This is a genomic window from Micromonospora zamorensis (assembly GCF_900090275.1).
Lineage (GTDB): Bacteria > Actinomycetota > Actinomycetes > Mycobacteriales > Micromonosporaceae > Micromonospora > Micromonospora zamorensis.
Window position 1 is genome coordinate 4,612,689 of the sequence record NZ_LT607755.1, and the last position, 19,537, is coordinate 4,632,225.

Genomic DNA, 19,537 nt, shown 5'->3' on the forward strand with positions numbered 1-19,537 from the left:
AACTCTACATAGGGGTGTGTGCCCGTTCGACGGGAATCCACAGCTCGGCGTCCGCCTCGGTGCCGTCCGCGGACACCCGGACCCGGGAGATCTCCGGTCCAGGTCGGCTCCGGTACGGGTTGGACGGAAACCACTGGGTGAACACGTCACGCCACAGGTGCTGCACCGCCTGCGGGAACGCTCCGGAGGTGGTGAACACCGCCCACGTCCCGGCCTGCACCGGCAGCGCGTCCAGGTCCTCCGGTGGCACGGCACCGGTCACCACCCCGTGCCAGTAGTCCAGCTCGGTGCCCTCCTCCCGGCTGTCGGCGAGGTTGTCGCTGACGTTGACGATCCCCGCCGGCTCCTGATCGGAGAGCGCCTCGATCCGTGCGGTCGTCTCCTTGTCGATGCTCCGGATGAACGCGACGATCGCCGGGTTCATCCCCTCGTGCACCAGCGGGACCCGTGCCTTGCGCCCCACCAGCGCGAACGCGTCCTTGCTGACGATTCGGTACTCCATGCTGCCGCTCCCTTCGACGGTGAGTCGGAAGGACATCCGGGGCTGGGCACGCAGCGCTGCCCCCGTACGCCGAGCCTCTCCGGGCCCCACGCCGTGCACGGCGTGGAACGCCCGCGCGAACGCCTCGGCGGACCCGTAGCCGTAGTGCACAGCGACGTCGAGCAACGTCCGCTCCCCCGCGAGCACGTCCGCGCCGGCGACCGTGAGCCGACGCCGCCGGATGTACTCCGACAGCGGCATCCCGGCCAGTGCGGAGAACAGCCGCCGGAAGTGGTACTCCGACGTCAGCGCGATCCGCGCAAGGTCGGCCACCTCGATCTTCTGGTCGAGGTGACGCTCGATGTAGGCCATCGCCTCGTTGAGCCGATCCAGCACCCGGGCCTCCTTCCCTTTCGAGCACTGACGCTAGGTCGCGGGGTCGGTGGCCCACCCGACATCCGATGCCCGCATCGGTCGGGTGCGCCCGCACCAGTCGTCGTGTCGTAGCCTGGCGGACTTTGCTTCTCCAGGAGGTTGACGTGGCCGAGTATCCGCAGGACGTCGTGCAGCGCTTCCACGGCAGCCCCGAACAGGTCGACGCCGGCCTGGTGGGCGACCCGCCGCGCACGTGGGAGTCCGTCGTCATCGAGGAGTACGACAGGGCCTGGGCGCAGCGGTTCACCGCAGTCCGGTCGTCGCTCACCGAGGCGTTGGGCGCTCTGATCATCGCGGTCGAACACGTCGGGTCCACGGCGGTGCCGGGGCTCGCTGCCAAACCCGTCATCGACATCGACCTGGTCATCGAGGACACCGCCGAGGAGTCCGGCTATCTCCCCGCCCTGGAACGGCTCGGCTACCGGCTCGTCCTACGGGAGCCCTGGTGGCACGGGCACCGGATGCTGCTCAGCGCCGCCGAGGACGTCAACCTGCACGTCTGGCCGCAGGGTGCGCCCGAACCGGTCCGGCACCGGCTGTTCCGCGACTGGCTGCGCTCGCATCCACACGACCGGGAGCTCTACGCCGCGACCAAACGACGCCTCGCGCAGGACACCGCGCCCCGACCCCGCGACTACAGCCTGGCGAAGAACGACGTCATCGACGAGATCTACGCGCGCATCTTCGCCGCCTGAAGCTGGTCGGCGATCCGGGGCCGAGCGCGACGAGTTGGCCTGCGCGGGTGGCTCTCAGCGGGGCGACTGCTGCATGACCCAGGTGGGCACGGGCTCCGGCAGGAAGCCCGCCACCTCCCAGCCGGCGCGGCGGTACAGCTCGACGTTGGCCGGTTTGCTGGTTTCCAGGATCGCCGGCAGACCGTCGGCGGCGGCGCGCTCCAGCCCGGCCCGCATGACGGCGCGGCCCCAACCGCGTCCGGCGCTGTCGGGGTGGGTGCCCAGGACGCCGAGATACCAGAACGGGAACGCGGGCAGGGCTGCGTGCACGGCATCGTCGTAGCTCTGCACCCGAGCCTGCACGTCAGCGGGGTATCGAGCTGGCGTTGTGTGGCCGGCCGCCGGCTCGGCCGGTGGCTCCCAGATTGCGACCGACGCTCCCCCAGCGATCGTCCAGATCGACGACCGGTGCACCCGCTTGTCGAAGAGGTTCCCGAAGAAGGTGGCGGCGTACTCGGGATAGGTCTCATCGTCGGGAAACAGGTGCCGCAGCACGGGATCCTTGACGAACGCGGCGACCAGCGTGTCGACCACTGCTCGACGGTCCGCTGGGGTGGCGATGGTGATCTCGGGCGCTGTCACAGCAGTCGACACTATCCGGAAAAGCGCCTTGACCCTGACACGGTGGCGGACCGGAGACTGGCCCCATGGACCTCGATGACTACCGGAGACACTCCCCCTACAGCGACCCCGGTCGGCACGGTGGGCTTCTCGACGCCGTGGCGACCGACATCCCCACCGTGGCGGCGACCGCCCGCAACGTGATCGTCCACTACCGGGCCGGCGGCGTAGAGCTGCCCGACGATCGGCTGGACGAGGTGAACTGCCGCTGGGTGGACCGCATCCTGGACACGGACCAGTCCCGCTTTCCCCTGCCACTCACCGCTGAGCGCCCGGTCGTCGACCGGGTGGCCGGCTGCTGCCGGGACCACACGTTGCTCTCGGTGGCGGTGCTGCGCCAACACGGCATTCCCAGCCGCAGCCGGGTCGGGTTCGCCTCCTACTTCACGCCCGGCTGGCACCACGATCACGTGCTGCTGGAGTACTGGAACGGCGAACGATGGGTCTGGGCCGACCCGGAGATCGACCCTGCCGGCGACTGGCGGTTCGACGGCTACGACATCGACCCGACGGCAGGGCTCTTCGACTCGGCAGCACGGGTGTGGTCGGCGTACCGGGCCGGGGCGATCGACCCCGACGTCTACGGCGTGGCCCCGGAATCGCCGATCCGTGGTGCCTGGTTCATCCACGGCTACGTCATCCAGGAGCTGGCTCACCGGCAGAAGGACGAGCTGTTGCTGTGGGACAGCTTCGGCGCGATGACCGACGACCTCACCGACGCCGACCTCACTCTCGCCGACGAGATCGCCGCCCTGCTGCTCGCCGCCGACGACGGCGACGAGGGCGCGGAGAAGGCGCTCGCCGACCGGTACGCGACGGACAGCCGCCTGCGTCCCGGCGCTCAGGTACAGAGCTTTTCACCGGTCTCCAACACGGTGAGCACAGTCGATCTGCGCCTCAGCCGAACGTGAAGGCGTACGCCTGGGCGCCCGGCTCGCCGAATGTGATCTCCAGGGTCCGCTCCCGGACCGCGCCGGCCTGGCGGACGAGCTGGTAGAGGCGGCCGTCCTGGAGCACGCCGTTGCCGTCTTCGTCGACGTCGACGCCGTGTGACGGGCCGGGTGCTTCGCCGTCGAGGAGCACCCGGAACGGGATCGACCGTCCCGTCCCGGGGGCCAGCACGAGATGCGCGTCGCGGCCGTGGAACCGGAAGGCGATGCTGCCGCCGGCCCGATCGGCCACGACGCTCTCCGACCCGATCGTCCACTCGCCCGCCAGGGCCCACTGGTTGAGGCCCAGGCTCTCCGGCAGCTCGTAGGCGCGGCGTTCGTCGAGTGCCGGGCCGTTCGGCGACGCGAAGTGTTCGCCACGACTGAATCCGAGGTACGTCTCGGGCGTCCGCAGTTCGCCCCAGTCGGCCTCCGCCTCCGGGCCAAGACCCTTCACGGGTACGGGGGCGCGCTCGATGCCGAGCAGTTGCTGGAGAACCCGCTCGGACTGCTCGTAGCGCCCTTCACCGAAGTGCTCGTCGCGGATGACCCCGTCGGTGTCGACGAAGTACAGCGCCGGCCAGTACTGGTTGCCGAAGGCGCGCCAGATCGCGTAGTCGTTGTCGACCGCCACCGGATAGTCGATCGATCGCGCCGCGACCGCCCGCCGCACCCCGTCGACGTCGTGCTCGAACGAGAACTCGGGCGTGTGCACGCCGATGACGACCAGCCCGTCGTCGCGGTAGGCCTGCGACCAGGCACGGACGTACGGCTCCTGGCGCAGCCAGTTGATGCAGGTCAGCGTCCAGAAGTTCACCAGGACGACGCGCCCGCGCAGGTCGGCGGGGCCGAGTGGCTCGGAGTTGAGCCACTCGGCCGCCCCGTTCAGCGGGGGCAGGTGCACGGCCATCTAGCGAAGCGACCGGAAGGCGGTGCGAAGCTCTTCGGAGAAGATCTTCGGCTGTTCCCAGGCCGCGAAGTGCCCGCCCACGTCGAGCTTGTTGTAGTAGATGAGGTTCGAGTACGCCTGCTCGGCCCAGCTCTGCGGCGCCTCGTACAGCTCGTCGGGAAAGACGCTCACGGCGACCGGGACCTTGACGCCCTTGGCGGCGAAGAACGAGAGCTTGTTCTCCGCGTACAGCCGGGCGGCGGAAATCGCGGTGTTCGTCAACCAGTAGAGCGAGATGTTGTCCAGGATGTCGTCGCGGGTGAGACCGGCCTTGGCCCCGTCGAAGACCTGCGCGATCAGTGCCAGGCTCTTCGCGTCGTGGTCGAGCAGGAAGGACGCCAGGCCGACCGGAGAGTCCGCCAGCCCGGTCAGCGTCTGCGGTCGCGTCGCCATCATGAGGGCGTACGCGACGTGCTTCCAGACGTAGTTGGCTTCCTCGGCGGCACGCATCTCATCGTCGGACAGGCCGGATGGCAGCGAGCCCATGGCGTTGTTCGCGCCGGTGGTGTCGCCCTGGAACAACAGGTCGATCTCCGGTGGGATCGCACCGGGCATGTTGGTGTGGATGCCGAGCAGTTCCGGGGGCGCCTGGATGCCCATCTGGTCGACGATGACCGCGCCCCAGTCGCCGCCCTGCGCGACGAACCGCGAGTAGCCGAGACGCTTCATCAGCTCGGTCCAGGCGGTCGCGATCTTCTGCGGGTTCCATCCCGACGTTGTCGGTTTGCCGGAGAAGCCGTGGCCCGGCAGCGACGGGATCACCAGGTGGAAGGCGTCCGACGCGCTGCCGCCGTGCGCGGTGGGGTCGGTCAGCGGCTCGATGATCTTCATTTGCTCGATGATCGACCCGGGCCACCCGTGGGTGACGATCAGCGGCAGCGCGTCCTCGTGCTTCGAGCGCACGTGGATGAAGTGGATGTCGACGCCGTCGATGGTGGTCATGAACTGCGGCACCGAGTTCATTCGTGCCTCGGCCTTGCGCCAGTCGTACTCCTTTTCCCAATAGCGGGCGACGGCCTGAATCGTCGCGAGTGGCACGCCCTGCGACTGGTCGTCAACCGTTTCCTTGTCCGGCCAGCGGGTGGCCGCGATGCGCCGTTTCAGGTCGTCCAGGTCCGCCTGGGGAATGTCGACCGAGAACGGCCGAATCTCCGTGGTGCCGGGGCGAGTCTTGGTTTTGACAGCCATGCGTGTTCCTCTCCGTCTAGGTTTGCGCCTCGTGAGGGGAATCATGGGGTGAAGGCACTGCCCGGACCTGTGTGCCAATTCGAGATGGGCACGCCGCCGCCATATCTCGGAGCCTAGAACGCCGCGCCCCGGGCTCGTGGCGATACGAGCAGTCCCTCACTGGTCCTGCCCGGGGGCGGCTACCGCGTGCTCGGCGGCTCGGCTGATCTGCTCCCAGCCCGCCCAGGTGTCCATCCGCCGACGGGAGACGTCGAACGCCAGGTCGTACACCATGCTCCCGAGCAGGAGCCGCAGCGGCGGGTCGTCGCTGTCGACCAGGCGCAGCAACGCCTCGGCGGCCAGCCGGGGCTCGCTGTCGATCGAACCCTCCGCCCACTGTCGTTCCAGTTCGGCGCGCAGCGGCGCGTACGCCTCCATCGGGGTGGTGGCGCTCAAACTGGTGTAAAGGTCGGTCCAGTAACCGCCCGGCTGCACGATGCTGAGCTTGATGTCGAAGGCCGCCGCCTCCATTGCCAACGCCTCACTCATGCCTTCCAGGGCGAATTTGCTCGCGCTGTACATGCCGGTGCTCGGAAAACCACCCAACGCGGCGATGCTGGACACCTGCACGATGTGGCCGGACCGTTGGGCGCGCAGATGCGGCAGCACCGCCTGACTGACCCACAGCGCGCCGAAGAGGTTTACCTCGAACTGGGCTCGCGCCTCCGCCTCGGTGAACTCTTCGACCATTCCCATCGACAGGGTCCCGGCGTTGTTGACGACGATGTCGAGCCGTCCGAAGTGCTCGACGGCGGTGGCCACGGCGGCGAAGACCGCAGCCCGGTCGGTCACGTCGAGGGTCAGCGTCAGCAGCCGGTCGCCGTGGCGCTCGTCGAAGTCGTCCCGGGCGATGGTCCGGGCGGCGGCGACCACCCGGTCCCCACGGTCGAGCGCGGCGTCGGTGAAGGCGCGGCCCAGGCCGCGGCTGGCGCCGGTGATGAACCAGGTGCGCATGTCGGAGCTCCATCCCTTAGCGAGACGAGACGGTCCGTCTCGTCATGAAGGCAAGATTAAGCCGCGTCATCCCGGCCGTCAAGACGAGACGGTTCGTCTCGTCACTGATATCGTGGCGCCCCATGACCCCCAACACGGCCCGCCGGAGAGAGACCTCCCGGCGCGCCATCCTCACCGCGGCCTTCGACCTGCTCCAGGAGATCGGGTACGCGAAGGTCAGCATCGAGGGCATCGCCGCGCGCGCCGGCGTCGGCAAACAGACCATCTACCGCTGGTGGCCGTCCAAGGGCGCGGTCATCTTCGACGCGTTCCTCATGCTCAGCGAGGCCACCGAGGGCGGGCCGCCGACCCTGCCGGACACCGGCGACCTGGCCGCCGACCTGACCCTGGTGCTTCGCGCCACGGTCGAGGAGATGAACGATCCCCGGTACGAGCAACCGATGCGCGCCCTGGCCACCGAGATCGCGCTCGACCCCGAGCTGGCGGTGGCCTACGCCGAACGGCTGGACGGGCCGCTGAAGGAGGCCAAACGGCAGCGCCTACGCAGCGCCCAGCAGGCCGGGCAACTCGCCGACGACATCGACCTCGACGCGGCGGTGGACCTGATCTGGGGACCGTTGTTCAGCCGATGGCTGCAACGCAGCGGACCGCTCACCGCCGAGTACGCCGACCTCGTCGTCACCACCGCCCTCGACGGGTTGCGCCCCCGCCGGCCGGCTTGATCCACTCGACTTCCGTGAAACCGGTCCATCCCCGGCCCCAGGAAACCCCGCTTTCCTTGAAGCCGAGTGGACCAAGCCGGGTCGACGTGGCTCCCGGCTCGGGGCACATGCTCCCGATGTCAGGCGAACGACAGCTCGGCGAAGCTGATCCCGGCGCGCTCGGCGGGGGTGAGGATCTGCTGGGCGACGTGCTGCGGCGGCATCCGAAGGAACTGGGTGTAGCCAGGAGCTCGGAGGCGGAGATCAAAATTCTGACCCTCGATGTGCCACAACGGCTCCGGGTTGTTGTCAGGGGATTCGAGGCGGTGAAGGTCGGCGATCTCCATGACGTCGTGGAGCGGGCCGAGCCGGCCGTCGATGCCCCACGCACCGTCGAACACGAGCGTCGCGGGCGCGATCCAGAAGGTGAAGCGCTGGTCTTCTTCCGCAGGTTGCACCCACCGCACGATGTAGTCGAGATCGAGCAGCATCCTGGCAGGCGGAAGGGTGTCGTCCACACAGTCGGCAATGCTCAGCGCATGGATCCGGCAGTCGTGCCAACCCATGCTCAGGAAGTCGGCGTCGGTCCAGGTGGCCTTGGACAGACCTGACGGACCGTGCGGCAAGCTGATCACCGGATCAGTATCCGGGACCACGACGACCTCGTCGCCCCCACCGCCCTGAACGGACTGCTACCCCACCGGTGCGGTGAGTGAAATTTTGCTCGACGATTTTGCGCTGCCGCAGCACGCTGCGGCAACATCAGGCGCCGTGACGGCACCAGGCTCGGCCCCCTTCAACGACACCCCGGTCGGCACACTCCGGTCGCGTCGGCGGGTCAGACACTGGTTGGCCGGCGCCGGGGTCACCGCCCTGGCCGCCGTACTCGGCATCACCCTCGCCGTACGCGGTGGTGCCACCCCGGCCTGCGCCGCGCCACCAACCGGAAACGCCGTCCACAAAGCAAAGGCCAGCTTCTACGACGCCGGCCGCTCGGGCGGCAACTGCTCCTTCCCCGGCCCACCCGCGGACCGGCTGTACGTGGCCCTCGGCTCATCGGCGTACTCCGGGTCCGCGGCTTGCGGCAGCTATTTGGACGTGACCGGCCCGAAGGGCACCGTCCGCGTCATGGTCATGGACCAGTGCGGCGGGTGCGGGACCGGCAAGATCGACCTCTCCGACGAGGCGTACGCCAAGATTGCCGACCGGGCGCAGGGCATCGCGCAGGTGACGTACCGGGCGGTGGTGAACCCGCCGCTCGACGGAGGCCTCACCTTCCGGATGAAGGGCGGCGCCTCGCGGTACTGGTTCGCGGTGCAGGTCGGCAACCACGGCAACCCACTCCGCTCGGTCGAGGCACAGGGGCCCGGCGGCGGCTTCCACAAGGCGGCCCGCGAGAGCGACAACTACTGGACCGTCGAAGGCGGGATCGGCCCCGGGCCCTACAACATCAGGGTCACCGACCTGTACGGACGCCAGGCGACCGCCACCGCGATCCGGCTGGTCACGAAGCAGGTCCAACGCAGCACGGCCGCACTCGCCTCTCCCACGCCGCCCAGCAGTTCACCGTCGGCTCCGCCGTCCCCCAGCATCGCGCCCTCGCCGACCCCGTCCGAATCGGTCGCACCAACGGCGACCATCGAAGCGCTCGCCGGTGCCGCCCCGCTCAACGCCCCTCGCTGCTGACCCGCCCACCGGCGCCGACTCAGGAGGTGTCGGCACGGTCGTTCCTCTCCACCATTTCAGTGAAGGGCAGGGGGCAGCGGGTGCTTTCGGCGCAGGCGACCAGGTCGTCGCAACCGGCCGAGATGGCGTCCCGCAGGGTGTCGCGGATGTCGGTCAGGTCCGTCAGCCTCTGCTCGACCTCGATGAGCTTCTCCCTGGCACGCGCCTGAAGACCGGTGTCGGTTCGGGCCCTCTGCTGGTGCCGGCCGGCGTCGAGCAGATCGGCAACCTCGTTGAGGGTGAAGCCCAGGCGTTGCGCGGTCTTGATGACTCGCAGCAGGGTGACCGTCTCGGCCGGGTATAGCCGGTGCCCGCCCGGCGACCGCTGCGGCGAGTCGAGCAGGCCCCGGTGCTCGTAGTAGCGCAACGTCTGCTGGTTGACTCCTGCCGCGTCGGCCAGTTGACCGCTGCGCAGGCCCGACCCGGTCACCTCTGATCTCGCAGAGACACGGCCCGCTCGGCGAGGGCGTCGAGCACGGCGACGTGGGCTGCCGGCACCCGGACGTCCAGCGAGAGCGAGTCGGGGCCCGGCCGGGAGAGGCCGAACGTGAAGAAGGAGCAGCAGGACGACTCACGGGCCGTCAGGTCCCGCACCATCTCCTCGACCTGCGCACCACCATCGAGCCGCAACCGCAGGTGCTGCGCCGACACGCGGTCGAGGCCCCGCACCGCATCGGTGAAGAACTGGTCAAACTCGGCGAGCCGCAGCGGCTGTTCAGCCGTCGGAAGGGTGCAGGCGTCCGGCACCCAGGCGTCGTCCGTCGTGATGTGGCGATCACTCATATCGTCGACGGTAAGCCTGTACCCAGATATCAGATGCAAGCCCGACGCCTGGCTGGGCTGGAATCCCCCGCCAGGCGTCGTGTGGTTACCAGGCTCGACCGGACCGGCGGGGCCGTCGGGCCAGGGACAACCACCCGAGGAACCGCGCGGGCATCGCCGGCAGGTTAGGACGCAGACCCAGACCGTGTACGTCGTCGATCGGAGCAGTTCGCGGAGTCCTCATCGGCCGACGGCTCCCTTCGGGTAGTGGCGGCGCAGGTTGGCGGCGAGGACGCGGTCGAGCGTGCGGTCGGAGAGCATCGGGCCCAGGCGCATGATCAGGGCGGCATCCCGGCCGGCGGTGTAGCGGGTGCGCGGTCTACGCGTCGTCACAGCCCTCGCGATGACCCGGGCGGCGGCGTCGGCGGTCAGCCCTGAAGCAGTGCCCGAGGTCATCAACTTGTTGTTGGCCTGGACGAGGCTGCCGTAGCGCTCGTCCTGCTCCGGCGTCATCTGGGCGGCCAGGTGGTTCGCCGCCTCGACCCCGCGGGCAGCCATCTCCGTGCGGACGCCGCCGGGCTCGACCACCACCACCTGTACGCCAAGTGGAGCGACCTCCCGGCGAAGCGAGTCGCTGACCGCCTCCAGGGCGAACTTGGCGCCGGCGTACGCGCCGTATGTGGCCATGGCGAACTTGCCGCCCACCGAGCTGATGTTGATTACACGACCCTTGCTGCGTAGCAGCGCGGGTAGGAGCGCTTGAGTGACAGCGATGTGGCCGAACAGGTTGACTTCGAACGCCCGCCGCCACTCCGTCATCGGCAGGACTTCGACTGGAGCGTTCACCTGAACGCCAGCGTTGTTGACGAGCGCGTGCAGTGCACGGGGGTCATCGGCGACCCGCGCGGCGAGTGCCTCCACGTGCTCGGACTTGGTGATGTCGAGGATGACCGGCTCGATGTCTGTCGATCGGATGACGTCGGCGTCACGGTCGCGTCGCACACCGGCCAGGACGTGAAATCCCTGGCGAGCCAGCTCGCGGGCGGCTGACGCGCCCACGCCCGTGGACGCTCCAGTCACGACGACCAGCCTTTGGATTTCAGATGACGTTGTCATCTTAGCTACCCTACTGTTTCAGATGACACTGTCAACCCTATGATGGGCGTCATGACCACCCGTGCGGAGTCCGCCGCCGCCACCCGTCGCGCTCTGCTCGACGCGGCCGCCGAACTCCTCGACCTCGGCGGCCCCGACGCGGTCACCTTGCGCGAGGTGGGCGCGCGGGCAGGCGTGACCCGGGGAGCGCCGTACCGGCACTTCACTGGCAAGGACAGCCTGCTGACCTCCGTCGCGGCCGAAAGCTGGGAACGCATCGGCGACCAGGTGCACGCCCTTCGGACCGACCCGGCCCTGTCCGCCTCCGATAAGCTGCGCGGCGCTCTCCGTACCCTCATCGACGTCGGCCGGAAGCAGCCGCACCTGTACCAGGTGTTGTTCAGGCGACGCGCAAACCTTCCTGGGCAACTCGGCGACGGGATGGATCGCATCCGGCGTCAGCTATGCGGGCCGGAAGGCGACCCGGCCGTGGCCGACCGCGCGGCCGAACGCTTTCAGGGCGAGTTCCTGAACATCGTCGCGGACCTCGTGGGAGAGCGAAACGCACGGCGCCATGGCGCCCTGCTGCTGACCAGCGCCCACGGCATCGCGAGCATGGAGATCAGCGGCTACCTCGACACAGGCAAGTGGCACACCACCGCCGACGAACTCGTCGACACCCTCGTCCGCATGGTCACGGACGCCGGCGAAATGCCATAGCAACGCCCACGCCCCCTCGACGGCAGACGCCCTGTGCGGATCCGCGGCGAGCGACCCCCTTGTCGGGAGCCATCATGGACATCAGCAACGCCCTGTGGCACAAGTCCACCCGCAGCGGTGCGAGCGGCGGGAACTGCGTCGAGTGGCAAGCAACCTGCGCGGTGTCGTGGCCGTCCGCGACTCGAAGCCCGCCGCCGGGCCGGCATTGACCTTCGCCCCAGTAGCCTGGGCAAGGTTCGTCGTCCAGGTCGCCGAGCGGCCGTAACCGCGCCGAACGCGCGCCAATCGGCCCGGCCCGTTTGGTGACTGGAGCGCGGGTCGAAGCCCGCTCCAGGGAGTGCGGTCGACGGGATGCCGATCAGTGGCGACGGACTGGTTGACTGCCTAAATGCTTAACGTCCAAGGTCGCGCCTAAGTCGCGCCGAGGTTTGGGCTTGGGTTGCCATTCCCAGGACTGAAGACATGATAGACACGAGAATGCCAATGACGATCGACGGAAGTAACCAGATATAGCTCAGCGCCCAGCAGAAAATGATTACTATGCCGATGACGCCAGCCGCCAGTAGGTCGATTTTCTGGGCGGCCTCGTAATTTTTGAAGGCACTACCTCGAATCTCTCTCTTACGAACGACTGAAGCGTGCCAGTTAGCTATGACGGCCGCGAACGAGAAGGCCGAGTAAAACAGTAGCCAGTGCCGTAGGTCTCTAACCACCGCCACTGATGTGGCAGCCTCCCTGCTGAGCACGTAAGTAGGCCAGAGGAAGAGGGCTAGCTGCGCCCCAGCGATCGAGAAGGAGGCGAGGACCTGCGTAAGGCGCAGTGGTCCAAATAGAAGCAGAGTGCCAACTTGGATACTATAATAGGCAAGAACGGCACCCAATATGGAGGCAGCAGCAACTCCGAATGAGATGTACTCCACCGAAGTGGACTGCTTACCCATAACGACGCGACCAAGCAGTACAATGGCAAGCAGGATGTTGGCACTCGCTACGATTACTGAAAATTCATGCCAATGATTGCTGGCTTGATTCTCAAGTCGTTCTCGTACTCGTCTTACCGAATCCTCTTCCATCTCGCCCCTAGCATAGGTCTAAGCACGGCACGAGCAGGCAAGTTGGGGCACCCGCTTGGTCGGACCAACCGCCGCTAGTCACTGGGCATTCGTGGCACGGTAGTTCTGCGCGCACGCCCACCGCGTCGGAATACCGCCGACCGCACACGCGAAGGAACGACATCTCTCTCGCCTTCGACTTGGCCGCTCCCCGGATAGTCCCCGCTTGACCGGACGTCTGGGAAGTAGTGGCAGCTACGGGCAGCCAAGACGGCGAATGAGGTGAGGATGGCAAAACTCAAAGCCAGCACGCCAAAAAGGGCAGGGTCGGGCAGCAGGTACGTTACAGGTTTCGTGCCCACGAACACCGTACCGGCAATCATGGTAACCGCCGATCCGATGATGAGGCGGGCCATCACCTTTGGAATCCACAGTGGCGGGGGCGTGCGCGGCTTGCGAAACACGACCAGCGCGAGCACTCCTATCAGCACGGTGAGCGCACTGAGCAAAAGGCCGAACCCATAGGGACGAGTAAGCGCGACCTCCTTGTTGACTCGGCACACGTCGGAGACACCCTGGCCGACCGCTGCTTGGCCGATACAGCCTCTTATATCAATGTCCAACGCTGCAGCGGCGATAAGGGTCATTGCTACAACGGGGCCGATCACCCCGACCAAGATCCGGGCCGACGCCAGCATCGGCAATAGATGGCCAAACGGCGCAGCTGCGAGCGCCGTAGCGTAGAACATTCCGAGAATCGCCAGACAGAACGCGGGACCGTGAAGAAATATAGCAGAAAAGGCGATCTCAGAATCAGGTGGATGACTCGCGAGTATCCCGTATGATACCGCACATATAATCAAGGAGCCGAGCGTATTGAATAGGACCACTGTAACCTGCTGGTGGACCTGTGAGCCTTCGTCGGGACGCCGCTTGTTCACCGACTGCACATGTTCCGACGCTCCAGGCGTTCGGTTGAGGTATAGGAGAAGCGCACTAAAGGCGAAACCGGCGAGAACGCCGGCGACCTGGGAATACGAGGCCGCAGTTGCGCCGATGTCTATGACCGAACTTGCGAGGATCACCAGAGTTCCTGCCCTTCGCAGTTACGAAGTGCAACCTCCCTCAGTCTGCTCTGCTCGCATCGACAGGGCAACCGCCCCGCCGAGTCAACTTCGCCGAAAAGCAGCGCCACAGCAGATGATGCGCCTCAATGTAGAGAGGGAATTGTCCGATCATCTCGCAGAAGTAGACGGACAGGCGTTCGACGTGTCGGGCGTGCATCCGGTCGGCTAACCTGGTCAGACGGTTACGGAGCTGCCGCTCGGGATCACTGGCCCTGCCGCAGCGGCCGCAGCTGGAGGGTAGTGCCGCGGCGGGCCTCGGCGACGACCAGGTTGTCCGGTCACCGTCGGTCCAACCCCGGGACTGGCTTGCCACCGTGTGACGGGGTCGAGGCACCAGCTCCACCGCCAGGACGTGCCCAGCATTCGCGGCAGCCGGCGGCACAGCGGCAGAGCCCACACGTCGCCGAAAGGCCCTCAGGACGACGCAGGGCGTAGCCGGATCCGAGGTTGACTGAGCCCCCGCTCAGGCCGTCCCAGGCCGTGGCCAGGCCGTCAAACGCCACCCAACGATGACCAAGGTCAACCAACTGCACCCAATAGACGACCAGCTCAGAGCCTTGATCACGGCTCTGAGCTGGTGGGCGACGGACGAGTCGACCTGTACGCCGGATTCTGTGCGCGACGCGTACCCCGAAGGGTTTGCGCCGGCGGCGGCCATCCATCTCGGCCTGCCGTTGCCGGCAGGCTCCAGCGGCCTACCCGCAGACATCGGGCGGGCAGCCCTCAAGCGTCTGCGCCGGGTCGTCAGCTTGCGGTGACGGCCCTTGCTTGGCCTTGCTCCGGGTGGGGTTTACCTAGCCACCCCGGTCACCCGGGGTGCTGGTGGGCTCTTACCCCACCGTTTCACCCTTACCGTCCCCGTTGGGGTCGGCGGTCTGTTTTCTGTGGCACTGTCCCGCGGGTCGCCCCGGGTTGCCGTTAACAACCACCCTGCCCTGTGGAGTCCGGACGTTCCTCGGCGGCGGGCCTGAGCCCGCCGACGCGACCGCCCGGTCGACTCGTCCGTCGCGCTCCTATCCTAACGACGGACGGTCCGTCGGCACTCCCGCCCCACCTGGGCAAGATCGCGCAGGTCAGGAGGGGTCGAGGGCGAGGTCTTCGCCCTCCGAGGGGACGGCTAGCCTCGTGGGGCTATGGATCTCTCCCACGCCGCGCTGCTGCTCGCCGCCGGTGTCGCCGCTGGCACGGTCAACGCGGTGGCCGGTGGTGGCTCTCTGATCACCTTCCCGGCGATGATCGCGGTCGGGTTGCCCCCGGTGCCGGCGAACGTCAGCAACTCGGTGGCCGTGTTCCCCGGCTACCTGGCCAGCGTGGCGGGTAGCCGGCAGGACCTGCCGCGTCCCCGCGCGTTGGCCACTCTGGTTCCCACCACGATCGTCGGCACGATCCTCGGGGCGCTGTTGCTGCTGGCCACGCCGGCCCGCGCGTTCGAGCTGGTCGTACCGTTTCTGGTCCTCGGCGCGACAGCGGTCCTGGCCTTCCAGGACCCGCTGCGCCGGCTGGTCGGTCACCCCCGGGACATGTCGCCCCGCCAGCGGACGGTCGCGGTGCAGACGATGGTCGGGCTCGGTGCGGTGTACGGCGGGTACTTCGGTGCGGCGCTCGGGGTGATGCTGGTCGCCGGCTTGGCCCTGGTGTTGGACGCGACCCTGGCGCGGGTGAGCGCGATCAAGAATCTGCTGTCCGCGGTGGTGGGGTTCACGACGCTGGTGGTGTTCGCCCTGTTCGGCCCGGTGAACTGGGCGGCCGTCGCGGTGGTCGCGCCAGCCACGTTGATCGGGGGGTACGCGGGTGCCCGACTGGTCCGCCGGCTGCCGCCGGTGCTGCTGAAGACGCTGATCGTGGTGTTCGGTACGACGATCGGCCTCTACCTGCTCTGGCGCGCGTTGAGCTGACGTCAGGAGCCGCGCAACTTCGGGGAAACTGCTGCCTCAGCGCGCGTCGAGGCAGCAGTTTCCCGGAAGGTGCGCGGATCTTGAGACGGGGTCAGTACACCTCGCCCACCGGCTCCTCGGCAGTCTTCTCGGTGTCGGCGGCGGCTCGGTTCCAGCGGGACCAGAGGACACGCTCGCCGTAGCCGGCGGCCATCAGGTGCGCGAAGGCCAGGTAGACCAGCACGCCGACGGCGAGCACCCCGAAGCCGACCCAGAACGGCAGCGACAGCGAGTGCTCGGCGAGCTTGCCGGAGATGATCGGCGCTGGCGCGGCGGCGCCCCAGCGGACCAGGTTGAACGCGCCGGTGGCGACGCGCCGGTCGCTGGAGCCGAGGCCGAGCGCCAGGTCGGTGAGGTTGGCGTTGGCCAGGCCCATGCAGAGTCCGGCGAGCACCAGCACCACGAGCGCTTCGGCTGTGCTGCTGGAGGTGGCGAAGAGGACCATGCAGACCAGCAGCCCGGCAATGGCCACGCCGACGGTCTGCACGGCGCCGATCCGGTGGGCCAGTCGGTGGCCGATCACCATGATGCCGGCGGCCAGGCCGAGCCCCCAGCCGGTGAAGGCGAGCCCCAGCGGGATGACGTCCAGGCCGAGGAAGAGCGGCGTGTAGCCGAGCACCACGAAGAACACGAAGTTGTACGCGCCGGTCACCACGCAGAGGACGATGAACGCCGGCCGGCGGTAGGTGGCGAAGATCTGGCCGACGCGTACCGGGGCCTGGCGGTTGGTTGGCTCGCGCAGCTTGCGGGAGGCCACGCCGAGGGCGAGGACCATGAAGACGCCGCAGACGAAGAACGGCAGCCGCCAGCTGATCTCACCGAGCAGGCCGCCGATCAGCGGGCCGACGGCGAAGCCCATGCCCAGGGCGGTCTCGAAGAGGCCGACCACCCATTCCCGGTCGACGGCCAGGTTGACCAGCACCACCATGGCGGTGGCGAAGAACATCGCGTTGCCCAGACCCCAGACGCCGCGCAGCACGGAGAGCTGCACGATGTTGTCGCTGAACGAGGCGAGGATCGCGGCGAGGCCGACCACGGAGACGCCGGTGATGAGCACCGGTTTGAAGCCGAAGCGGCCGCTGGCCAGGGTCGCGGGGATCATGCCCAGGGCCATGACCGCGATGTACGCGGTGAACAGCAGCTCGACCTGCCAGGCGGTGACGCCGATCGCCTCGCCGATGGCGGGCAGGATCGGGTCGACGACGGCGATGCCGGCGATGGCGAGGAAGGCCACCAGCGTGGTGGCGTAGATGGCACTGCGGTTCGGTTCGGAACGCCGATCCACTCCGACTCCTCAGATAGCTGTATGGTACAGGTACTTATCCTGTATCATACAGCTATGAGTGACGACGACGAGATCACCCTCGGCCGCATCGAGACCGAGGTTGCCCTGCTGATGCGCTTCGGCGAGGCGACCCGGCGGGCCACCGGCACCGCCGAGCACCGGGTGCTCGACCGGGCGGCGTACGTGATCCTGCGTCACCTGGACACCGCCGGCCCGCAGAACGTCTCCGCGCTCGCCGCCCGGCTCAACCTGGACGGCTCGACCGTCACCCGGCAGGTGTCCGCGCTGCAACGCGACGGCCTGATCGCGCGCGCCCCCGACCCGACGGACGGCCGAGGCACGGTCATCTCTCCGACCCCGGCCGGGCTCCAGCGGATGGCCGCCGTGCAGAACGCCCGCACCCGGCTCTACGGCGACATGCTGGCCGACTGGAGCGCCGAGGACCGCACCTCCCTGGCGACCCTGCTGGGCCGTCTCAACCAGGCCCTGGTCTCCCGCAGCCGCCCCCGCTGAGTGCCGAAACGCGCCTGAGCCGAACGCGCCTGAGCGGCGGGAAACGCCCTGATTCGTTTACGACATCAGCTCCACAGCGTCCGAGCAACACCCGCAGCGCCCGGACGGCACCCCGCACGATCGCGGCGGAAAAGGTGCGCCCGGGCACCGACCACGTCGGCACCCGGGCGCGTACCCGATCTCAGGCGACCGGCTCCCGGGCGGAGTCGGCGTCGCGGTCGGTGCCGGGGGTGACGCGGGGGTCGCCCTCGTCGGCGAAGTAGTCGTCCGGCTCGGTGCCGTCGACTCCCTCGTCCACCTTCGCGGCCCGCAGCGCCAGCGTCACCAGTGCCGCGACGGCCAGGTTGACCGCCACCGCCACGATGCCGACGTAGATCGTCCTGGTGGTGTCGAACCCGAACTCCGACAACGGGAACGCCGAGCCACCGAAGTGCTTCCGGGTCGGGCTGGCCACCTGGTAGAGCATCCACATGCCCAACCCCATGCCGACCGCCCAGCCGACGATCAGGCCGGTGCGGTGGAACCAGCGGGTGTAGAGACCCAGCGCCACCGCCGGCAGCGTCTGAAGGATGATCACGCCACCGATCAGCTGAAGGTCGATGGAGAACTGCGGGTCGAGGAAGACGATGCAGGCCACCGCACCGACCTTCACCACCAGCGAGGTGATCTTCGAGACGTTGGCTTCCTGCGCCGGGGAGGCGTCCCTCTTCAGGTACTCCTTGTAGATGTTGCGGGTGAACAGGTTCGCCGCCGCGATCGACATGATTGCCGCGGGCACCAGCGCCCCGATGCCGATCGCCGCGTACGCGACACCGGCGAACCAGTCCGGGAACTGCTGGTCGAACAGCAGCGGCACGACGGTGTTGCTGTCGACCGTGCCCTCCTTCGAGCCGGGCAACGGCTTCACCCCGGCCGCGATGGCCATGTAGCCGAGCAGCGCGATCAGCCCGAGCAGCAGGCTGTACGCCGGCAGCGCCGACATGTTCCGCTTGATCACGTCGCGGTTCCGGCTGGCCAGCACACCGGTGATGCTGTGCGGATAGAGGAAGAGCGCCAACGCCGAACCGAGCGCCAACGTCACGTACTGAAGCTGGTTGTTGCCGTTGAGCAGGATGCCGTCGTTCGGATTGGGCGAGGCGTCGAACTTCGCGTCCGCGGCGGCGAAGATGTCACCCCAGCCGCCCAGCTTGTAGGGCAGGTAGACGACCGCCACCAGGATGACGATGTAGATCAGGCTGTCCTTGACGAACGCGATCAGCGCCGGCGCGCGCAGCCCCGACTGGTAGGTGTACGCGGCCAGGATGGCGAACGCGATGATGATCGGCAGGTGCCGGGCCAGCGCGTTGTCGCCGGTGACCCCCATCGTCTTGAGCACCGCCTCGATGCCGACCAGCTGCAACGCGATGTACGGCATGGTGGCGACGATTCCGGTGATCGCGATCAGCAGCGCCAGCACCGGCGAGTCGAATCGGTTGCGGACGAAGTCGGCTGGCGTGACGAACCCATGCCGGTGCGACACCGACCAGAGCCGGACCAGCACCAGGAAGACCAGCGGGTAGATCACGATGGTGTACGGCACGGCGAAGAACCCGGCCGCTCCGGCACCGAACATCAGCGCCGGCACCGCCACGAACGTGTACGCCGTGTAGAGGTCACCGCCGACGAGGAACCAGGTGATCCAGCCGCCGAAGCTGCGACCGCCCAACCCCCACTCGTCCAGGTGCGCCATGTCCTTCGGTGCCCGCCAGCGCGCGGCCACGAAGCCCATCACGCTCACCAGCAGGAAGAGGAACGAGAAGACGATGATCTCGGTGAGATGGTCACGCCACATCAGCGGTCACCCCGCTTCTTCGTCATCTGGTAGACCAGCGTCGTGGTGCTGACGCCGAGCAGGATGAACGCCAGTTGCAGCCAGTAGAAGCGTGGGAAGCCGAAGACCCGGGGCGAGTCGCCATTGAAGAAGACCGGGATCAGCGGCACCACGATGGGAATGAAGAGCAACCAGTTCCAGGGACTGTGGTCCTTCGCCCTGGTTGGCGCCGTGGTCGGCGCCTCCGGTTCCGGTGCAGCCATCTGACACACCTCCGGGGAGTCGTGGCTCTCGATGTAACGGCCGGAGGCTACGACTCTGTGACGGCGGTCACCCGACCCGCCCGGAAGGTGCTGCGCCGAACGGCCGACCGGCTGCGCCGAACGGCGGCCCAGGTGATCTGACGGATGAGCGGGTGCACCTGGCCGACGACGGTGTGGGGCCCGGGTGCCGACGGCACCCGGGCCCCACACATCTGTCGAT

The 19,537-nt window shown here is 67.9% G+C and carries 21 protein-coding genes, 1 other RNA gene and 1 pseudogene; 8 read left to right on the top strand and 15 right to left on the bottom strand.

The genetic code is table 11. The features are described 5' to 3' along the window. Positions 1-4: 4 nt before the first annotated feature. Positions 5-877, bottom strand: coding sequence for an AraC family transcriptional regulator (locus tag GA0070619_RS20195; protein ID WP_088949512.1), 873 nt, complete (start codon positions 875-877; stop codon positions 5-7). 143 nt (positions 878-1,020) lie between these two features. On the opposite strand from GA0070619_RS20195, the gene GA0070619_RS20200 reads away from it, so the two are divergent. Then, positions 1,021-1,611 (top strand): GrpB family protein, encoded by a 591-nt coding sequence (locus GA0070619_RS20200; protein ID WP_157744057.1) that lies wholly within the window; start codon positions 1,021-1,023, stop codon positions 1,609-1,611. Between the two features lie 54 nt (positions 1,612-1,665). Here the strand turns inward: GA0070619_RS20200 and GA0070619_RS20205 are convergent, their stop codons facing one another. Then, positions 1,666-2,232: a GNAT family N-acetyltransferase gene (locus GA0070619_RS20205; RefSeq protein ID WP_172862079.1), complete on the bottom strand. Its 567-nt coding sequence runs from the start codon at positions 2,230-2,232 to the stop codon at positions 1,666-1,668. 65 nt (positions 2,233-2,297) lie between these two features. Here GA0070619_RS20205 and GA0070619_RS20210 point away from each other — a divergent pair, with 65 nt between their 5' ends. After that, positions 2,298-3,182 (top strand): transglutaminase-like domain-containing protein, encoded by an 885-nt coding sequence (locus GA0070619_RS20210; protein ID WP_088949515.1) that lies wholly within the window; start codon positions 2,298-2,300, stop codon positions 3,180-3,182. On the opposite strand, the gene GA0070619_RS20215 is transcribed toward GA0070619_RS20210, so the two are convergent. The 3 genes from GA0070619_RS20215 to GA0070619_RS20225 all read right to left on the bottom strand — a co-directional run bounded on the left by GA0070619_RS20215 (position 3,169) and on the right by GA0070619_RS20225 (position 6,330). Beyond that, a complete protein-coding gene (locus GA0070619_RS20215; protein WP_088949516.1) occupies positions 3,169-4,110 on the bottom strand; it encodes a redoxin family protein in 942 nt (313 codons plus the stop codon). The genes GA0070619_RS20210 and GA0070619_RS20215 overlap by 14 nt on opposite strands. Continuing rightward, on the bottom strand, positions 4,111-5,337 hold the full coding sequence (locus GA0070619_RS20220) for an epoxide hydrolase family protein (protein WP_088949517.1): 1,227 nt from the start codon (positions 5,335-5,337) through the stop codon (positions 4,111-4,113). A 156-nt stretch (positions 5,338-5,493) separates the two neighbouring features. After that, positions 5,494-6,330 (bottom strand): SDR family oxidoreductase, encoded by an 837-nt coding sequence (locus tag GA0070619_RS20225; RefSeq protein ID WP_088949518.1) that lies wholly within the window; start codon positions 6,328-6,330, stop codon positions 5,494-5,496. 122 nt (positions 6,331-6,452) lie between these two features. Here GA0070619_RS20225 and GA0070619_RS20230 point away from each other — a divergent pair, with 122 nt between their 5' ends. Further along, positions 6,453-7,052, top strand: a complete 600-nt coding sequence (locus GA0070619_RS20230; RefSeq protein ID WP_088949519.1) for a TetR/AcrR family transcriptional regulator — start codon at positions 6,453-6,455, stop codon at positions 7,050-7,052. Between the two features lie 119 nt (positions 7,053-7,171). Here the strand turns inward: GA0070619_RS20230 and GA0070619_RS20235 are convergent, their stop codons facing one another. Further along, a complete protein-coding gene (locus GA0070619_RS20235) occupies positions 7,172-7,666 on the bottom strand; it encodes a hypothetical protein (protein WP_088949520.1) in 495 nt (164 codons plus the stop codon). A 136-nt stretch (positions 7,667-7,802) separates the two neighbouring features. Here GA0070619_RS20235 and GA0070619_RS20240 point away from each other — a divergent pair, with 136 nt between their 5' ends. After that, entirely contained in the window at positions 7,803-8,717 is a 915-nt protein-coding gene (locus GA0070619_RS20240; protein WP_088949521.1) for an expansin EXLX1 family cellulose-binding protein, read from the top strand. 19 nt (positions 8,718-8,736) lie between these two features. Here GA0070619_RS20240 and GA0070619_RS20245 read toward each other — a convergent pair whose 3' ends face one another. The 3 genes from GA0070619_RS20245 to GA0070619_RS20255 all read right to left on the bottom strand — a co-directional run bounded on the left by GA0070619_RS20245 (position 8,737) and on the right by GA0070619_RS20255 (position 10,598). Then, positions 8,737-9,186 (bottom strand): MerR family transcriptional regulator, encoded by a 450-nt coding sequence (locus GA0070619_RS20245; RefSeq protein WP_088949522.1) that lies wholly within the window; start codon positions 9,184-9,186, stop codon positions 8,737-8,739. Beyond that, entirely contained in the window at positions 9,183-9,539 is a 357-nt protein-coding gene (locus GA0070619_RS20250; RefSeq protein ID WP_088949523.1) for a hypothetical protein, read from the bottom strand. The genes GA0070619_RS20245 and GA0070619_RS20250 overlap by 4 nt, the downstream gene beginning before the upstream one ends. 219 nt (positions 9,540-9,758) lie before the next feature. Continuing rightward, positions 9,759-10,598, bottom strand: a complete 840-nt coding sequence (locus GA0070619_RS20255; RefSeq protein ID WP_197699556.1) for an SDR family NAD(P)-dependent oxidoreductase — start codon at positions 10,596-10,598, stop codon at positions 9,759-9,761. 87 nt (positions 10,599-10,685) lie between these two features. Between GA0070619_RS20255 and GA0070619_RS20260 the strand changes: the two genes are divergently transcribed. Together GA0070619_RS20260 and GA0070619_RS20265 are read left to right on the top strand one after the other, a co-directional pair. Then, a complete protein-coding gene (locus GA0070619_RS20260; protein WP_172862080.1) occupies positions 10,686-11,333 on the top strand; it encodes a TetR/AcrR family transcriptional regulator in 648 nt (215 codons plus the stop codon). Between the two features lie 74 nt (positions 11,334-11,407). Beyond that, a pseudogene (locus tag GA0070619_RS20265) lies at positions 11,408-11,598 on the top strand (DUF397 domain-containing protein). A gap of 127 nt (positions 11,599-11,725) precedes the next feature. Here the strand turns inward: GA0070619_RS20265 and GA0070619_RS32520 are convergent. The 3 genes from GA0070619_RS32520 to rnpB all read right to left on the bottom strand — a co-directional run bounded on the left by GA0070619_RS32520 (position 11,726) and on the right by rnpB (position 14,513). Further along, a complete protein-coding gene (locus GA0070619_RS32520) occupies positions 11,726-12,406 on the bottom strand; it encodes a hypothetical protein (RefSeq protein ID WP_157744058.1) in 681 nt (226 codons plus the stop codon). 74 nt (positions 12,407-12,480) lie between these two features. Further along, positions 12,481-13,470 (bottom strand): hypothetical protein, encoded by a 990-nt coding sequence (locus tag GA0070619_RS32525; RefSeq protein WP_157744059.1) that lies wholly within the window; start codon positions 13,468-13,470, stop codon positions 12,481-12,483. Positions 13,471-14,097: 627 nt separating this feature from the next. Next, an RNA gene (gene rnpB / locus GA0070619_RS20270) (RNase P RNA component class A) lies at positions 14,098-14,513 on the bottom strand. 132 nt (positions 14,514-14,645) lie between these two features. Here rnpB and GA0070619_RS20275 point away from each other — a divergent pair. Further along, complete coding sequence (locus GA0070619_RS20275) at positions 14,646-15,407, top strand: sulfite exporter TauE/SafE family protein (protein ID WP_088949526.1); 762 nt, start codon at positions 14,646-14,648, stop codon at positions 15,405-15,407. 91 nt (positions 15,408-15,498) lie between these two features. On the opposite strand, the gene GA0070619_RS20280 is transcribed toward GA0070619_RS20275, so the two are convergent. After that, positions 15,499-16,731: an MFS transporter gene (locus GA0070619_RS20280; RefSeq protein ID WP_088949527.1), complete on the bottom strand. Its 1,233-nt coding sequence runs from the start codon at positions 16,729-16,731 to the stop codon at positions 15,499-15,501. 54 nt (positions 16,732-16,785) lie between these two features. Between GA0070619_RS20280 and GA0070619_RS20285 the strand changes: the two genes are divergently transcribed. After that, positions 16,786-17,244 (top strand): MarR family winged helix-turn-helix transcriptional regulator, encoded by a 459-nt coding sequence (locus GA0070619_RS20285; RefSeq protein WP_088949528.1) that lies wholly within the window; start codon positions 16,786-16,788, stop codon positions 17,242-17,244. A 181-nt stretch (positions 17,245-17,425) separates the two neighbouring features. Here GA0070619_RS20285 and mctP read toward each other — a convergent pair whose 3' ends face one another. Both mctP and GA0070619_RS20295 read right to left on the bottom strand, forming a co-directional pair. Further along, positions 17,426-19,075, bottom strand: a complete 1,650-nt coding sequence (gene mctP / locus GA0070619_RS20290) for a monocarboxylate uptake permease MctP (RefSeq protein ID WP_088949529.1) — start codon at positions 19,073-19,075, stop codon at positions 17,426-17,428. After that, positions 19,075-19,317, bottom strand: a complete 243-nt coding sequence (locus GA0070619_RS20295) for a DUF3311 domain-containing protein (RefSeq protein WP_088949530.1) — start codon at positions 19,315-19,317, stop codon at positions 19,075-19,077. The genes mctP and GA0070619_RS20295 overlap by 1 nt, the downstream gene beginning before the upstream one ends. Positions 19,318-19,537 lie beyond the last annotated feature (220 nt).

Excerpts from the sequence above, each read along its gene's own strand:
- GA0070619_RS20210 (WP_088949515.1), top strand. The coding sequence starts at position 2,298 with ATGGACCTCGATGACTACCGGAGACACTCCCCCTACAGCGACCCCGGT.
- GA0070619_RS20215 (WP_088949516.1), bottom strand. The coding sequence starts at position 4,110 with ATGGCCGTGCACCTGCCCCCGCTGAACGGGGCGGCCGAGTGGCTCAAC.
- GA0070619_RS20220 (WP_088949517.1), bottom strand. The coding sequence starts at position 5,337 with ATGGCTGTCAAAACCAAGACTCGCCCCGGCACCACGGAGATTCGGCCG.
- GA0070619_RS20225 (WP_088949518.1), bottom strand. The coding sequence starts at position 6,330 with ATGCGCACCTGGTTCATCACCGGCGCCAGCCGCGGCCTGGGCCGCGCC.
- GA0070619_RS20230 (WP_088949519.1), top strand. The coding sequence starts at position 6,453 with ATGACCCCCAACACGGCCCGCCGGAGAGAGACCTCCCGGCGCGCCATC.
- GA0070619_RS20250 (WP_088949523.1), bottom strand. The coding sequence starts at position 9,539 with ATGAGTGATCGCCACATCACGACGGACGACGCCTGGGTGCCGGACGCC.
- GA0070619_RS20260 (WP_172862080.1), top strand. The coding sequence starts at position 10,686 with ATGACCACCCGTGCGGAGTCCGCCGCCGCCACCCGTCGCGCTCTGCTC.
- GA0070619_RS32520 (WP_157744058.1), bottom strand. The coding sequence starts at position 12,406 with ATGGAAGAGGATTCGGTAAGACGAGTACGAGAACGACTTGAGAATCAA.
- GA0070619_RS20275 (WP_088949526.1), top strand. The coding sequence starts at position 14,646 with ATGGATCTCTCCCACGCCGCGCTGCTGCTCGCCGCCGGTGTCGCCGCT.
- GA0070619_RS20285 (WP_088949528.1), top strand. The coding sequence starts at position 16,786 with ATGAGTGACGACGACGAGATCACCCTCGGCCGCATCGAGACCGAGGTT.
- mctP (WP_088949529.1), bottom strand. The coding sequence starts at position 19,075 with ATGTGGCGTGACCATCTCACCGAGATCATCGTCTTCTCGTTCCTCTTC.
- GA0070619_RS20295 (WP_088949530.1), bottom strand. The coding sequence starts at position 19,317 with ATGGCTGCACCGGAACCGGAGGCGCCGACCACGGCGCCAACCAGGGCG.